This window comes from Paraburkholderia sp. UCT31, from assembly GCF_014397655.1.
Taxonomy (GTDB): Bacteria; Pseudomonadota; Gammaproteobacteria; order Burkholderiales; family Burkholderiaceae; genus Paraburkholderia; species Paraburkholderia tuberum.
Window position 1 is genome coordinate 228,871 of sequence record NZ_VZQP01000002.1, and the last position, 14,452, is coordinate 243,322.

The window sequence follows — 14,452 nt, forward strand, 5'->3', positions numbered from 1 at the left end:
CCGTCCCGCCGCCCACGCAAGACCGCCACCGGCATTTCATTAACCGACGTCGCTTCAGCCCACGTTCCCGGCAGATCGAACGAGGCATCGCGTTCCAGCATCACGAAGGACCTCATGAAACGTTCCGCACTTTCCCTCCACGCAACCCGCATGGCGGCGCTGGCGCTTGCCCTGTCGACGCTCGCCGGCTGTGACACGCTGAACGACTGGTTCGCTTCCGACCGCGTCAACTACAAGGCGACCTCGAGCGCGCCGCCGCTCGCCGTGCCGAGCGATCTGAGCACGTCGCCGAACGACCAGCGCTATGTGGCACCGCCGGCCAATCTGGCGCTTGGTGGCACGCCGACGCGCGCTGTCACGGCGGCCGGCAACGCGACCGAAGGTCAGCCGAACGCGCAGGATCCGCTCGGCATGCATATCGAGCGCGACGGCGACCGTCGCTGGCTGGTGGTCGACGGCCGTTCCCCGGAACAGCTCTGGCCGCAGCTGCAGGAGTTCTGGCAGGAAAACGGCTTCGTGCTGAAGACCGATGCGCCGGCCACCGGCATCATGACGACCGACTGGGCGGAAAACCGCGCGAACATTCCGGACGACTGGTTCCGCCGCACGATCGGCAAGGTCATCGACTTCGCCTATTCGTCGGGCACCCGCGACAGTTTCCGCACGCTGGTATCGCGCGGTCCGGACGGCGCGACCGATATCTCGATCACGCACAGCGCGATGGAAGAGGTGATGACCGGGCAGGACAAGACGTCTTCGCGCTGGGAAGAGCGTCCGCGTGATCCGGCGCTCGAGGCGCTGTTTCTCGCCAAGCTGATGCAGAAGTTCGGCCTGACCGAAGCACAATCGAAGCAGCTGCTGACCGACGCGCGCACCGCCGCCGCGCCGACCACGATCGAGCAGAACGCGGGTGCGTCGACGCTCGATCTGCAGGAGTCGTTCGACCGTGCCTGGCTGCGTGTGGGCCTCGCGCTCGATCGCACCAACTTTACGGTCGACAACCGCGATCGCGAGAAGGGCATCTACTACGTGCGCTACGCGGATTCGATGCAGGAACTGAAGAAAGAAGGCCTGTTCGGCAAACTGTTCTACAGCGGCAATTCGACGCGCAAGCCGGGCCAGGAATTCCTCGTCAACGTGCGCGCGAAGGGCGACGCGGTGACGCAGGTCGCGGTCGTCGACGCGAATGGGCAGATCGACACGTCGTCGGACGCGCAGCGCATCGTGTCGCTGCTGCACGCGCAACTGAACTAAGGCGGGTCGTGCGCTTCGCAAGTCTCGGCAGCGGCAGTGAAGGCAATGCGCTGCTGGTGGAGGCGCGCAGCGGTGCGGTCACCACGAGTGTGCTGCTCGATTGCGGTTTTTCCGCGCGCGAAGTCGAGCGGCGTCTGACGCGGCTCGGCGCGAGTGCCGAGCACCTCGACGCGATCCTGATTACGCATGAACATAGCGATCACATCGGCAGCGCATTGACGCTGGCGCGCAAGTGGTCGATTCCGCTGTACATGAGCTGGGGCACCGCGCGCGCGGTGGGCGCCGACGAAGCCGATGTTGACCTGCAGGTGCTGTGGGGCGACGAGGCGGTATCGATCGGAGAGCTCAGCGTTCTCCCTTATACCGTTCCGCACGACGCCCGCGAACCGCTCCAATACGTGTTCTCGAACGGCGCGAGCCGGCTTGGCGTGCTCACCGACGTGGGCACCTCCACGCCGCATATCAGCGCGGTGCTGAGTGGCTGCGATGCGCTCGTGCTCGAATGCAATCATGACGTGCAGATGCTCGCGGGCAGTCGTTATCCGCCGTCGCTGAAGGCGCGTATCGGCGGCAATCACGGGCATCTGAACAATCACGCGGCAGCTGAAATCCTGGCGTCGCTCGACCGCTCGCGCTTGCGGCATCTGGTCGCAGCGCATCTGAGCCAGCAGAACAATCTGCCGGAACTTGCGCAGGCGGCGCTGGCGGGCGTGCTTGACGCGGCTCCCACGGAGGTGGTGGTTGCGTCGCAGAGCGAAGGTTTCGCGTGGTTGACGGTGTGACTGTGGCGCCCGGTTGGCGTCCGGTCGCGCTGCACGCCATGCGCCGGGTGGTCAGGTAATGAAAAAGCCCATAACGAGCAATCGTTATGGGCTTCTAATTTGAGCGTCGAGTGCGGCGTGGGGCACGCCGCACGACCGGGCAAACTTAATTGCGGTTGCCGCCAAAAATGCCGAGCAGCGCAAGCAGATTGACGAACACGTTGTACAGATCCAGGTAGATCGCCAGCGTCGCCGTGATGTAATTCGTCTCGCCGCCGTTCACGACGCGCTGCACGTCAAACATGATGTAGGCGGAAAAGATCACGATTGCCATGACTGAAACCGTCAGCATCAGCGCCGGCAGTTGCAGGAACACGTTCGCGACCGAAGCCAGCAGGATCACGATCACGCCCATGAAGAGCCACTTGCCGAGGCCCGAGAAGTCGCGTTTGCTGACCGTGGCGATGGTCGCCATGGCCGCGAAGATCACACCGGTGCCACCAAAAGCGAGCATGATCAGCGACGGGCCGTTCGAGAAGCCGAGCACGAACGCGAGAATGCGCGACAGCATCAGCCCCATGAAGAACGTGAAGCCGAGCAGTACGAAGACGCCGACGGCGCTGTCCTTGGTGCGCTGGATCGCGAACATGAAGCCGAAGGCGATCGCGAAGAATGCCAGCATGCTCATGGCGGGGCTGGTGGCGGCGAACAGTGAGAAGCCGGTGGCAAGACCCACCCACGCGCCGAGCACGGTCGGAATCATGGACAGCGCGAGCAGCCAGTAGGTATTCCGTAGCACGCGGTTGCGTGTTTCGACCGTGCTGACCGCGCCGTTGCGGCCAAACATATACGGATGTTCGTTCATGATCTCTCCTTACCTCGGAAGCGTGTTTCGTGATGGTGATACGGCAATTTGCGAAGCGCCGGCGGGCGCACCGTTCATCCGTAAGATTAGCGCGGCAGCACGGAGTTTCAATACCTCCAGTCGCCCACAGGGCCTACGCTACCAGTATTTCGCGCCCTTTGCTTTGATTCTTTCAGTGCTGTAAGGGTTCAATCGCAATGGCGCACGGGGAACATGCTACAATAGCGGATTCATTTGAATCTGTAACTTCTTAATTTTTTGGAGTTTTTATGGCGATCGAGCGCACCCTGTCGATTATCAAGCCGGACGCAGTGGCCAAAAACGTGATCGGCCAGATCTATACCCGTTTTGAAAACGCTGGTCTGAAGATCGTGGCATCGCGCATGGTTCATCTGTCGCGTGCTGACGCCGAGAAGTTCTACGCCGTGCACGCAGCACGTCCGTTCTTCAAGGACCTCGTCGAATTCATGATCTCGGGTCCGGTGGTCGTGCAGGCGCTGGAAGGCGAAAACGCGATCCTGAAACACCGTGATCTGATGGGTGCGACTGACCCGAAGAAGGCAGAAAAGGGCACGATCCGTGCCGACTTCGCGGACAGCATCGACGCCAACGCGGTGCACGGCTCGGACGCATCGGAAACGGCCGCGATTGAAATCGCATTCTTCTTCCCCCAAGTCAACGTCTACTCGCGTTGAGCGCCTCGCGCTGAGGTCAGGCACTGGCCTCGGTCGTAAGCCGTGTCCGCCTGGCGCGTTTCGTGCAGCCGAAGTGTTTTATCGCATGAATCGCGCGCGTTGCACGGCAAAGTAGTAAGGTAAAAGCAGCAGGAATGGGCGCGAACGGGCACGGCGTTCATGCAGCTTGTTGCATGAACGTAGGCTCGCAATGAAATGGCAGGATTCGATATGACGAGCAGTCCCTCCGTCAACCTTCTCGACCTCGACGCCCAAGGGCTCGTCGCCTATTGCGACAGCCTGGGCGAGAAACCGTTTCGCGCCAAGCAATTGCAGCGCTGGATTCATCAATACAACGCTGCCGACTTCGACGGCATGACCGATCTCGCGAAGTCCTTGCGCGAAAAGCTCAAAGGGCGCGCCGCGATCACGATGCCGGACGTCGTCAGCGACCACGTTTCGTCGGACGGCACACGCAAGTGGCTGATCGACGTCGGAAACGGCAACGCCGTTGAAACCGTCTACATCCCCGAAGAAACGCGCGGCACGCTGTGTGTGTCGTCACAGGCTGGGTGTGCGGTCAACTGCCGGTTCTGCTCGACCGGCAAGCAGGGGTTCTCCCGCAATCTCACCACCGGCGAAATCATCGGCCAGTTGCGCATGGCTGAGTTTGCGCTGCGCGCGTCGCGTGGTGATGCCGGCGGCCGCGCGATGGGGGGCGACGGCAAGGGCGAGCGCGTCGTCACGAACGTCGTGATGATGGGGATGGGCGAGCCGCTGCTCAATTACGACGCAGTCGTGCCGGCCATGCGCCTGATGCTCGACGACAATGCGTACGGCCTGTCGCGCCGGCGCGTCACGTTGTCCACTTCGGGCGTCGTACCGATGATGGACCGGCTCGGCGCGGATCTGCCCGTGGCGCTCGCGGTGTCGCTGCATGCCTCGAACGACGCGCTGCGCGACGTGCTGGTGCCGCTCAACAAAAAGTACCCGCTGCGCGAGCTGATGGCGGCGTGCGAGCGCTATCTGAAAGTCGCGCCGCGAGATTTCATTACGTTCGAATACTGCATGCTCGATGGCGTGAACGACAGCGAGGCGCACGCGCGCGAGTTGCTCGCCGTCACGCGTAACGTGCCGTGCAAGTTCAATCTGATTCCGTTCAATCCGTTCCCCGAATCGGGCCTTATCCGTTCGAAGCCGGAACAGATCAAGCGGTTTGCTCAGGTGTTGATGGACGCTGCCGTGGTCACCACTGTGCGCAAGACCCGCGGCGACGATATCGATGCTGCCTGCGGTCAGCTGGCCGGCGCGGTCAAAGACCGCACGCGTCTTGCTGAGCGCACCGGGAAGGCGGCGAAGGTGATCGAGGTTCGCGCCGTGTAATCGCGAGGGGCGGCGGGGCGTCGGCGTTCGGCGGAAAGCACCGCGAGCGCAAAAATGCTCCCATGCCACCGGCGATTAAAAGAAAGTTTGCAGAATCGATCGGGAGCGGTACACAAAGCCGCACATTTTGTTATAAACGGTCTGCGATTTGGACGTGACGCTCGAGCCCGTCCGGTCGCACGATTAAAAGAATCGACGCGAAAGGATTTGGGATGAGTGAGCCGCAGCACCCGCAGCCGCACGAGACAGACACGAGCGATGGCCATCCGGCACCCGTTGCAAGGGCGGTGGTCCAGCCTGTCGTGCAGCCGGCCCTTGATTCGTTGGCAGCGGTTGGCGCGCGCTTGACCCAGTTGCGCGAGTCGAAAGGCTGGACTATCGAGGACGTGTCGGCGCGGCTGAAGGTGTCGGTCGTCAAGCTGAGCGCGCTCGAGGCGGGCGACGTCAGCCATCTGCCGGACACGACGTTCGCACTCGGCGTCGTGCGCAGCTACGCGAAAATGCTGGGCACCGATCCGGCGCCTTTTACGGCGGCGCTGCGTCGCGAGAAGGGCGTGCCGGCGCCGAATCTGTCGATGCCGGCGTCATCGGGCAAGGATCTGCCGCGCGGCAAGGTTTCGCTGTCGCTCGGCGACAGCGGGCATAAGAGCCGTTCGTGGCTGTGGGGCATTGCGGCGATCGTCGTCGCAGTCATCGCAATCGGGATGTGGCGCACTAACGGCGGTGATTCGTCCGCGTGGCTCGCGCGCCTGAAGGCAAGCGCGAATAGTTCGACTATCAGCGACACGGCGGCTTCGGGCGCGGTCGCTCAGGGTCCGGCGACGGCGGCGGAAGGGGCATCGGCGCCGGATGCGGCGGCCACGGCTGACAACGCGGCAAGCGCTGATAATGCGGTGTCTGCGTCGGCAACGCCGATGCCGGCTCCGCTTGCCACTGGCACCGCGCCGGGCTCGGCCCCGGCAGCGAATACAGCGGCAACGCCGGCACCGACGGCCGCGGCACCGAAGGCCGGCTCGCAGGCTCAGGCACAGGCCGCCATGGAGAGCGCAAATGCACCGGCGGTCGTGGCGAACGCGTCGGCACCGGCGGTCACGCCAGCGCTCCGCGAGGCGGTCGTCGCGCTGCGCGTGACGCAGGACAGCTGGTTCAGCGTGCGTGACAAGAACGGCAAGGAACTGTTCTCCGGCCTCGTGCATGCCGGCGATCCGAAGCAAGTGACGGGTGTCGGTCCGTTCAAGGTCACGGTCGGCAACACGGCGGGTCTCGAGTCGGTGACGCTCGACGGCCAGCCGGTCGATCCGTCGAAATATGCGACAGCCAAGGGCAACGTGGCGCGCTTTGCGCTGCCTTGACAGATACGGTATGCGCCGCGGTCAACCGGTCCGCGGCGCTTTTTCAATTCAGGCGCTGCGTTTTTGCATAGCGCGTGCGGCGTAAATGGGTTTTTCGATGCAAACCGAAGCTCAATCCCAATCCTGTAGCAAGATCGTTTCAGACGAGCCGGTGTTCGGCGGCCCCGCGATGCGGCGCAAGTCGCATGCGGTCAACGTCCGCTGGGGCGGCCAGCTCGTGACCGTCGGCGGCGATGCGCCGGTGCGCGTGCAGTCGATGACCAACACCGACACCGCCGACGCGATCGGCACCGCTATCCAGATCAAGGAACTGGCGCAAGCCGGGTCCGAACTGGTGCGTATCACCGTGAATACGCCGGAAGCGGCGGCGGCCGTTCCGGCGATCCGCGAGCAACTCGACCGCATGGGCGTGATGGTGCCGCTCATCGGCGACTTCCACTACAACGGCCACCTGCTGCTGCGCGACTATCCGGGCTGCGCGGAATCGCTGTCGAAGTACCGGATCAATCCGGGCAACGTCGGGCACGGCGCGAAGCGCGACACGCAGTTCGCGCAGATGATCGAGACGGCGGTCAAATACGACAAGCCGGTGCGCATCGGCGTGAACTGGGGCAGCCTCGACCAGGACCTGCTCGCGAAGATGATGGACGAAAACGGCTCGCGCGCCACTCCGTGGGAAGCGCAAAGCGTGATGTACGAAGCGTTGATCCAGTCGGCGATCGGCTCGGCGGAACGTGCGGTCGAACTCGGCCTCGGGCGCGACCAGATCATCCTGTCGTGCAAGGTCAGCGGCGTGCAGGATCTGATTGCCGTGTACCGCGAACTCGCGCGCCGTTGCGATTTCGCGCTGCATCTTGGCCTGACCGAAGCGGGCATGGGCTCGAAGGGCATCGTCGCGTCGACCGCGGCGCTGTCGGTTCTGCTGCAGCAGGGCATTGGCGATACGATCCGTATTTCGCTGACGCCGGAACCGGGCGCGTCGCGCACAGGCGAAGTGATCGTCGGTCAGGAAATTCTGCAGACCATGGGCCTCCGGTCGTTCACGCCGATGGTGATCGCGTGCCCCGGCTGCGGCCGCACCACGAGCACGCTGTTCCAGGAACTCGCGTCGCAGATCCAGACCTACCTTCGTCAGCAGATGCCGGTGTGGCGCGACCAGTATCCCGGCGTCGAGCAGATGCACGTCGCGGTGATGGGCTGCATCGTCAATGGTCCGGGCGAATCGAAGCAGGCGAATATCGGCATCAGCCTGCCGGGCTCGGGCGAGAATCCGGCCGCGCCGGTGTTCATCGACGGCGAAAAGGTGAAGACGCTGCGCGGCGAGAACATCGCGCAAGAATTCCAGCAAATCGTGAGCGACTACGTCGAGCGCCGCTATGGCCGCGCCGACGCGCTCAACTAAATACCCGCTATCGAAACACAGATGACTGAACAGAAGAAAAAGCTCGAGAAGCTGTCTGGCGTGAAGGGCATGAACGACATCCTTCCGCAGGAAGCCGGGCTCTGGGAATTTTTCGAAACCACCGTCAAGTCGATGCTGCGTTCGTACGGATACCAGAATATCCGCACGCCGATCGTCGAGCATACGCAGCTGTTCACACGCGGTATCGGCGAAGTGACCGACATCGTCGAAAAAGAGATGTACAGCTTCACCGACGCACTGAACGGCGAAAACCTGACGATGCGCCCGGAAAATACGGCGGCCGTGGTGCGCGCGTCGATCGAACACAACATGCTGTACGATGGCCCGAAGCGTCTGTGGTATATCGGTCCGATGTTCCGTCACGAGCGTCCGCAGCGCGGCCGTTATCGCCAGTTCCACCAGGTCGGTGTCGAGGCGCTCGGTTTCGCGGGTCCGGATGCGGACGCGGAAATCATCATGATGTGCCAGCGTCTGTGGGACGACCTCGGCCTGACTGGCATCAAGCTCGAAATCAACTCGTTGGGCCTCGCTGAAGAGCGCGCCGCGCATCGTGTCGAACTGATCGCGTATTTCGAAAAGCACATGGACGTGCTCGACGAAGACGCGAAGCGCCGTCTCTATACGAACCCGCTGCGCGTGCTCGATACGAAGAATCCTGCGCTGCAGGAAGTCGCGCGGAACGCGCCGAAGCTGATCGATTTTCTTGGGGAAGAATCGCGCGCGCACTTCGAAGCTCTGCAGCGTCTGCTGAAGGCGAACAACCTTCCGTTCACGATCAATCCGCGTCTCGTGCGCGGTCTCGATTACTACAATCTGACCGTGTTCGAGTGGGTGACCGACAAACTCGGCGCGCAAGGCACGGTCGCGGCGGGCGGCCGCTACGATCCGCTGATCGAACAGCTCGGCGGCAAGCCGACGGCTGCGTGCGGCTGGGCGATGGGCGTCGAGCGGATTCTCGAGCTGCTGAAGGAAGAACAGCTCGTGCCGGAAGACGAAGGTTGCGACGTGTACGTGGTCCATCAGGGCGACACCGCGCGCGAGCAGGCGTTCATCATCGCCGAGCGTCTGCGCGATACCGGTCTCGACGTGATCCTGCATTGCAGCGCGGACGGTCAGTCGGCAAGCTTCAAGTCGCAGATGAAGCGCGCCGACGCGAGCGGCGCCGCGTTCGCGGTCGTGCTCGGCGAAGATGAGATCGCCAACGGCACGGTCGGCGTGAAACCGCTGCGCGATACGCAAGCCCACGGCGGTAAGAACGAGCAACAGAACGTGCCCGCCGAAGACTTGACCGAATATCTAATCAATGCGATGGTTGCATCCGCCGAAGACGGCGACGACTGATCGCGATGTCGTTGGGCCGGCTGGCTCGACACGCACACGTAGCAAGAATGAGGAAATCGCCGGGCAATGAGTTACCACGACGAACAAGAATCGATTGAAAGTCTGAAGGCATGGTGGACGCAGTGGGGCAATGCGACCACGTGGATCGTGCTGGTGGTGTTGCTGGCAGGCGCGAGCTGGAACGGCTGGAATTTCTGGCAGCGTCGTCAGGCCGCGGAAGCCGCGGTGCTGTATGACCAGGTTCAGCAAGCCGAGGCATCGGGCGATAAGGCGCAGATTGCGCGCGTCGCCGCCGACATGGAAGACAAGTTCGACCGCACTGCCTACGCGCAGATGACCGCGCTGGGCGCCGCCAAGGCGCTGTACGCCGCTGGCGACGAAGCCGGCGCGAAAGCGCAGCTGCAATGGGCGATCGATCACGCGAAGGACGACGAGTTCAAGCAGATCGCGAAGCTGCGCATGGCATCGCTGCTGCTCGACGACAAGGCATACGACCAGGGCCTCGCGCTCCTGGCCGAGCCACAATCCGATGCCTTCAAGGGCGTCGTGGCGGACCGCCGCGGCGACCTGCTCGCCGCCCAGGGCAAGCGCGACGACGCGCGCGCGGCCTACAAGCTCGCGCTCGACTCGCTGTCGAACAGCGACAGTTCGGCGCGCCAGCTGATCCAGTTCAAGCTGGATGCGCTTGGCGGCTGAGCGTCCCGCGCAGCGCGCCGCGAGCCACGACCGCAAGGCGGTCTCCTTTAATCCAATTTCCTGAATGCTTCGTCCACCGATGAATCTGCTGAAACGTTACGCCGTGCCCGTTATCTGTGCGATGACCGTTCTCACGCTGGCGGCTTGCTCATCCACGAAAGACGAGCGCCGTGTGCCGACGCCGCTCACCGAGTTCAAACCCGTGCTCGACGTGCAGCAGTCCTGGTCGGCGAGCGTCGGCAAGGCGGGCCGCTACCTGTTCTCGCCGGTTGCGGTCGGCAATGCCGTGTATGCTGCCGGCACGAATGGCACGGTCGCCAAGATCGACGCGCAAACGGGCAAGGACGTGTGGCGCGTCAAGTTGCACGATGATCTGTCGGCGGGCGTCGGCAGCGATGGCACGCTCACCGCGGTCGGTGGCTTGAAGGGCGACGTGTACGTGCTAGGCGCGGACGGCAAGCAGCTGTGGACCGCGAAGGCGCCGGGCGAGATCATTACGCCGCCGCTCGTCGGCAACGGCCTCGTGATCGTGCGCACGATCGACGGCCAGATCGTCGCGTTCAACGCGCAAACCGGCGAGCAGAAGTGGAACTTCCGCAACCGCGCGGTGCCGCTGAACCTGCGCGTGTCGTCGGGCATGACGTTCGCAGGTGACGCGGCCGTGCTGGCCGGCTTCCCGGGCGGCTCGTTCGCCGCGATCAACTTGCAGACGGGCGACGCCTACTGGCAAACGCCGGTGTCATATCCGAAGGGCGTGACCGAGGTCGAGCGTATCAACGACGTGACCGGCCCGCCTACGCTGGTGGGTTCGGAGACCTGCGCGGTGACGTTCCAGGGCCAGATTGGCTGTTTCGACGCCAACTCGGGCCGCGCGCTGTGGGGCAAGCCGTTCTCGAGCACGAGCGGCCTCGCGCAGGATGAGCGCAGCGTGGTCGCCGCCGACGACTGGTCGGTCGTGTCCGCATTCGACGTGAGCAACGGCTCGGTGCTGTGGAAGAACGACACGCTGAAGAACCGCGACCTGAGCGTGCCGACGCTGCTCGGCCGCGCGGCCGTGTTCGGCGACTACAAGGGCTTCGTGCATTTCCTGTCGACCGTCGACGGCACGCTCGTCGCACGAGTGAAGACCGACGGCAGCGCGATTACCGCGGCGCCGGTGCTGGCTGGCGACACGCTGGTCGTACAGACGCGCGACGGCGGCCTGTTCGGCTATCGTCCGCGCTGATCGCTATAAATGATGTCGGGCGCGCAGGCCGGCTTTGCCGGCCGCGCGCTTTTTAATTGAAGTCTGCGCCGGCTTTGGCGTGCGGCTCCTGCGTCGGGTTGCCATGCTGCCCGTCGCGTGATCGGGCAGGCTCAATAGAAAAAATCGCCGGACGGGCTGGTCCGGCAAGTCGGATTGAGGCTGTTGTGGTCGCCGGCATGCAAGGCGGCGCGTGCGCTTCGTCGATGGCCTTGCAAATTAACGACGCCCTCGAACACGAGCGCGTCAGCCGTCGAGCAGCCCGGTCTGAAGCAGGCGCCCCCGGCGGCGTCTGTGCAGCCCACGCCCGTCCGCCTGGATGCGCATATCGATCGCGCATCCGGAGCAGGCTGAATTCGTGATAATTTCGTCAGAACGCCACCCCGTGGCGGCCGCCTGGCGTCGCTACGCGCGCGATCGGTTGCGATCCCGCGTTTCACCGTGAACAACATCAGATGAAACCCGTTATTGCCCTCGTTGGGCGCCCCAATGTGGGGAAATCCACGCTGTTCAACCGTCTTACGCGTTCGCGTGATGCGCTGGTTGCCGACCTGCCCGGTCTCACGCGCGATCGCCATTACGGCGAAGGACGCGCCGGCGAGCGGCCGTATCTGGTCGTCGACACCGGCGGCTTCGAGCCGGTCGCGAAAGACGGCATCCTGCACGAGATGGCGCGCCAGACCCGCCAGGCGGTCGAGGAGTCGGACGTCGTCGTGTTCATCGTCGATGGGCGCAACGGTCTCGCGCCGCAGGACAAGTCGATCGCCGACTATCTGCGCAAGGTCGGCCGGCCGATCTTCCTCGTCGTGAACAAGGCCGAGGGCATGAAGTACGCCAACGTCGCGGCCGACTTCTACGAACTCGGTCTCGGCGATCCGCGCGCGATTTCGGCCGCGCACGGCGACGGCGTAACCGACATGATCAACGAGGCGCTCGAAGTCGCGTATGCCGGTCAGCCGGAAGAGAACGAGGAAGACAAGGAAGCGCGCGGCGTGAAGATCGCCATCGTCGGCCGGCCGAACGTTGGTAAGTCGACGCTGATCAATGCGCTGGTCGGCGAAGAGCGCGTGATCGCGTTCGACATGCCCGGCACTACGCGCGACTCGATCTACGTCGATTTCGAGCGCAACGGCAAGCCGTATACGCTGATCGACACGGCCGGCCTGCGCCGCCGCGGCAAGGTGTTCGAGGCGATCGAAAAGTTCTCGGTCGTGAAGACGCTGCAGTCGATCTCCGATGCGAACGTCGTGATCCTGCTGCTCGACGCGCGTCAGGACATCTCGGATCAGGATGCGCACATCGCTGGCTTCGTCGTCGAGCAGGGCCGCGCGCTGGTGGTTGGCGTGAACAAATGGGACGGTCTCGATCCGCATGTGCGCGAGCGCACCAAAGCCGACCTCGAACGCAAACTAAAATTTCTGGACTTCGCCAAATTCCATTTCATTTCCGCCGCGGAAAAAACCGGAATCGGGCCGCTGATGCGTTCGGTCGACGACGCGTACACGGCCGCGATGTCGAAGCTGCCGACGCCGAAGCTGACGCGCGCGCTGATCGAGGCGGTCGAATTCCAGCAGCCGCGCCGTCGCGGTCCAGTGCGTCCGAAGCTGCGTTACGCACACCAGGGCGGACAGAATCCGCCGATTATCGTGATTCACGGCAATGCGCTCGACGCGATCACCGACACGTATAAGCGGTACCTCGAAAATCGCTTCCGGGAAACTTTCAAGCTGACGGGGACTCCATTGCGAATAGAGTTCAGATCGTCGACGAACCCTTACGCGGACAAAGGCTGAAGCAAGCTGAAGCTGGTCTTATACCTGGGCTGAAACCCGCGTGTATGCTGGGTTTGGCCGGGGGTCCCGGGCCCGCGCGTCGAAATGAAAATCAGCTATAGTGTAGCGGTTGGCGGCGGATCTCTTTTTCTTCGCCGTCAATTCAGTCAACCTGCAAAAAAATACGGAGTTTGCTATGAGCAACAAAGGGCAATTGTTACAAGACCCGTTTTTGAACGCACTGCGTAAAGAGCATGTGCCGGTGTCGATCTACCTGGTCAACGGCATCAAGCTTCAAGGGAACATCGAATCGTTCGACCAGTACGTTGTGTTGCTCCGGAATACGGTCACCCAGATGGTCTACAAGCACGCCATTTCGACGGTCGTGCCTGCCCGTCCGGTGAATTTCCACCCGGATTCCGAACAGTCCTAACCCTCGCCGCGGCCGGCACACTGTCGCCCGTTGGCGATCACTCCCGGCCGCGTCATTTTGATACCCTCCAATTTGATCAATGCAGCGCTCGTTGGCATCGACTTCGGCAAGATCGATTTCGAAGCCAGTCTCGAAGAACTCAGCCTGCTCGCGCAAAGCGCGGGCGCGAACCCCCTGGTCACCCTCACCGGACGCCGTTCCAGTCCCGACGCGAAGATGTTCGTCGGCAGCGGCAAGGCCGAAGAATTGCGCCTTGCGTGCGAAGCAAACGACATCGAACTCGTGATCTTCAACCATGCTCTGGCGCCTGCGCAGCAGCGCAATCTGGAGCGGGCGCTTAATCGGCGCGTGGTCGATCGCACCAGTCTGATCCTCGACATTTTCGCGCAGCGCGCGCGCAGCCACGAAGGCAAGCTGCAGGTCGAACTCGCGCAACTGCAATATTTGTCGACCCGGCTGATTCGCGCGTGGACCCACCTCGAACGTCAGAAGGGCGGTATCGGATTGCGCGGTCCAGGCGAGACGCAGCTCGAAACCGACCGCCGGCTGATCGGCGAGCGCATCAAGGCGCTCAAGATCCGCCTCGACAAGCTGCGCCGCCAGCATGGCACGCAACGCCGGGCGCGGAATCGCAACCAGACGATGTCGGTGTCGCTCGTCGGCTACACGAACGCCGGCAAATCGACGCTCTTCAACGCGCTGACCAAGGCGCAGGCGTATGCCGCCGACCAGTTGTTCGCCACGCTCGATACCACCTCGCGGCGCGTGTATCTGGGCGACGAGGCGGGGCAGGTGGTGGTGTCCGATACCGTCGGTTTCATCCGCGAGCTGCCGCACCAACTCGTCGCCGCGTTCCGCGCGACGCTCGAGGAAACCATTCACGCGGACCTGCTGCTGCATGTCGTCGATGCATCGAGCGCGGTGCGGCTCGACCAGATCGATCAGGTCAACGAGGTGTTGCACGCGATCGGCGCGGACACGATCCGTCAGGTGCTCGTGTTCAACAAGATCGACGCGGTGCCAGAGCTGGCAGCCCGTGGCGACGCGGTCGAGCGGGACGAGTATGGTAATATTTCGCGCGTCTTTTTGAGCGCGCGCACCGGGCAGGGGCTGGATGCATTGCGCGCTGCCATCGCCGAAATCGCTACAGCCGAACCGCTTGCCGACATGCCGTTCGATGCGTCGCAAGATGACCGCACGGCGCAACTGCGCGACGACCACAAGGTTCCAGAACTCGGGCACTGACCCGTTCCAA

The 14,452-nt window shown here is 63.3% G+C and carries 13 protein-coding genes; 12 read left to right on the forward strand and 1 reads right to left on the reverse strand.

The features are described 5' to 3' along the window. The first annotated feature begins 114 nt into the window (after positions 1 to 114). Together bamC and F6X40_RS02275 are read left to right on the forward strand one after the other, a co-directional pair. The gene (bamC, locus tag F6X40_RS02270; protein WP_187626673.1) at positions 115 to 1,254 is read left to right on the forward strand and encodes an outer membrane protein assembly factor BamC; all 1,140 of its coding nucleotides are present in this window, start codon (positions 115 to 117) and stop codon (positions 1,252 to 1,254) included. An 8-nt stretch (positions 1,255 to 1,262) separates the two neighbouring features. Further along, positions 1,263 to 2,036 carry an MBL fold metallo-hydrolase gene (locus F6X40_RS02275; protein ID WP_187626674.1) on the forward strand — a complete coding sequence of 258 codons (774 nt, stop codon included), beginning with the start codon at positions 1,263 to 1,265 and terminating at the stop codon, positions 2,034 to 2,036. A 145-nt stretch (positions 2,037 to 2,181) separates the two neighbouring features. Here F6X40_RS02275 and F6X40_RS02280 read toward each other — a convergent pair whose 3' ends face one another. Then, positions 2,182 to 2,880 carry a Bax inhibitor-1/YccA family protein gene (locus F6X40_RS02280; RefSeq protein WP_018417558.1) on the reverse strand — a complete coding sequence of 233 codons (699 nt, stop codon included), beginning with the start codon at positions 2,878 to 2,880 and terminating at the stop codon, positions 2,182 to 2,184. Between the two features lie 269 nt (positions 2,881 to 3,149). Here F6X40_RS02280 and ndk point away from each other — a divergent pair, with 269 nt between their 5' ends. From ndk to hflX, 10 genes are all read left to right on the forward strand, one after another. Next, positions 3,150 to 3,575: a nucleoside-diphosphate kinase gene (gene ndk / locus F6X40_RS02285; protein ID WP_184067608.1), complete on the forward strand. Its 426-nt coding sequence runs from the start codon at positions 3,150 to 3,152 to the stop codon at positions 3,573 to 3,575. A 210-nt stretch (positions 3,576 to 3,785) separates the two neighbouring features. Then, positions 3,786 to 4,937, forward strand: a complete 1,152-nt coding sequence (gene rlmN, locus F6X40_RS02290; RefSeq protein WP_187626675.1) for a 23S rRNA (adenine(2503)-C(2))-methyltransferase RlmN — start codon at positions 3,786 to 3,788, stop codon at positions 4,935 to 4,937. 212 nt (positions 4,938 to 5,149) lie between these two features. Next, positions 5,150 to 6,289, forward strand: coding sequence for a helix-turn-helix domain-containing protein (locus tag F6X40_RS02295; RefSeq protein WP_187626676.1), 1,140 nt, complete (start codon positions 5,150 to 5,152; stop codon positions 6,287 to 6,289). Positions 6,290 to 6,374: 85 nt separating this feature from the next. Next, on the forward strand, positions 6,375 to 7,691 hold the full coding sequence (gene ispG / locus F6X40_RS02300; protein WP_184067616.1) for a flavodoxin-dependent (E)-4-hydroxy-3-methylbut-2-enyl-diphosphate synthase: 1,317 nt from the start codon (positions 6,375 to 6,377) through the stop codon (positions 7,689 to 7,691). 21 nt (positions 7,692 to 7,712) lie between these two features. After that, positions 7,713 to 9,053 (forward strand): histidine--tRNA ligase, encoded by a 1,341-nt coding sequence (hisS, locus tag F6X40_RS02305; RefSeq protein WP_187626677.1) that lies wholly within the window; start codon positions 7,713 to 7,715, stop codon positions 9,051 to 9,053. 66 nt (positions 9,054 to 9,119) lie between these two features. After that, positions 9,120 to 9,749: a YfgM family protein gene (locus F6X40_RS02310; RefSeq protein ID WP_187626678.1), complete on the forward strand. Its 630-nt coding sequence runs from the start codon at positions 9,120 to 9,122 to the stop codon at positions 9,747 to 9,749. Positions 9,750 to 9,828: 79 nt separating this feature from the next. After that, positions 9,829 to 10,974, forward strand: a complete 1,146-nt coding sequence (gene bamB, locus F6X40_RS02315) for an outer membrane protein assembly factor BamB (RefSeq protein ID WP_184067625.1) — start codon at positions 9,829 to 9,831, stop codon at positions 10,972 to 10,974. Positions 10,975 to 11,447: 473 nt separating this feature from the next. Then, positions 11,448 to 12,785 (forward strand): ribosome biogenesis GTPase Der, encoded by a 1,338-nt coding sequence (gene der, locus F6X40_RS02320; RefSeq protein WP_184067628.1) that lies wholly within the window; start codon positions 11,448 to 11,450, stop codon positions 12,783 to 12,785. A gap of 175 nt (positions 12,786 to 12,960) precedes the next feature. After that, positions 12,961 to 13,197: an RNA chaperone Hfq gene (hfq, locus tag F6X40_RS02325; protein WP_006051315.1), complete on the forward strand. Its 237-nt coding sequence runs from the start codon at positions 12,961 to 12,963 to the stop codon at positions 13,195 to 13,197. 30 nt (positions 13,198 to 13,227) lie between these two features. After that, complete coding sequence (gene hflX / locus F6X40_RS02330) at positions 13,228 to 14,442, forward strand: GTPase HflX (RefSeq protein ID WP_187626679.1); 1,215 nt, start codon at positions 13,228 to 13,230, stop codon at positions 14,440 to 14,442. The last annotated feature ends 10 nt before the right edge of the window (positions 14,443 to 14,452 follow it).

Excerpts from the sequence above, each read along its gene's own strand:
- bamC (WP_187626673.1), top strand. The coding sequence starts at position 115 with ATGAAACGTTCCGCACTTTCCCTCCACGCAACCCGCATGGCGGCGCTG.
- F6X40_RS02280 (WP_018417558.1), bottom strand. The coding sequence starts at position 2,880 with ATGAACGAACATCCGTATATGTTTGGCCGCAACGGCGCGGTCAGCACG.
- ndk (WP_184067608.1), top strand. The coding sequence starts at position 3,150 with ATGGCGATCGAGCGCACCCTGTCGATTATCAAGCCGGACGCAGTGGCC.
- rlmN (WP_187626675.1), top strand. The coding sequence starts at position 3,786 with ATGACGAGCAGTCCCTCCGTCAACCTTCTCGACCTCGACGCCCAAGGG.
- F6X40_RS02295 (WP_187626676.1), top strand. The coding sequence starts at position 5,150 with ATGAGTGAGCCGCAGCACCCGCAGCCGCACGAGACAGACACGAGCGAT.
- ispG (WP_184067616.1), top strand. The coding sequence starts at position 6,375 with ATGGGTTTTTCGATGCAAACCGAAGCTCAATCCCAATCCTGTAGCAAG.
- hisS (WP_187626677.1), top strand. The coding sequence starts at position 7,713 with ATGACTGAACAGAAGAAAAAGCTCGAGAAGCTGTCTGGCGTGAAGGGC.
- F6X40_RS02310 (WP_187626678.1), top strand. The coding sequence starts at position 9,120 with ATGAGTTACCACGACGAACAAGAATCGATTGAAAGTCTGAAGGCATGG.
- bamB (WP_184067625.1), top strand. The coding sequence starts at position 9,829 with ATGAATCTGCTGAAACGTTACGCCGTGCCCGTTATCTGTGCGATGACC.
- der (WP_184067628.1), top strand. The coding sequence starts at position 11,448 with ATGAAACCCGTTATTGCCCTCGTTGGGCGCCCCAATGTGGGGAAATCC.
- hfq (WP_006051315.1), top strand. The coding sequence starts at position 12,961 with ATGAGCAACAAAGGGCAATTGTTACAAGACCCGTTTTTGAACGCACTG.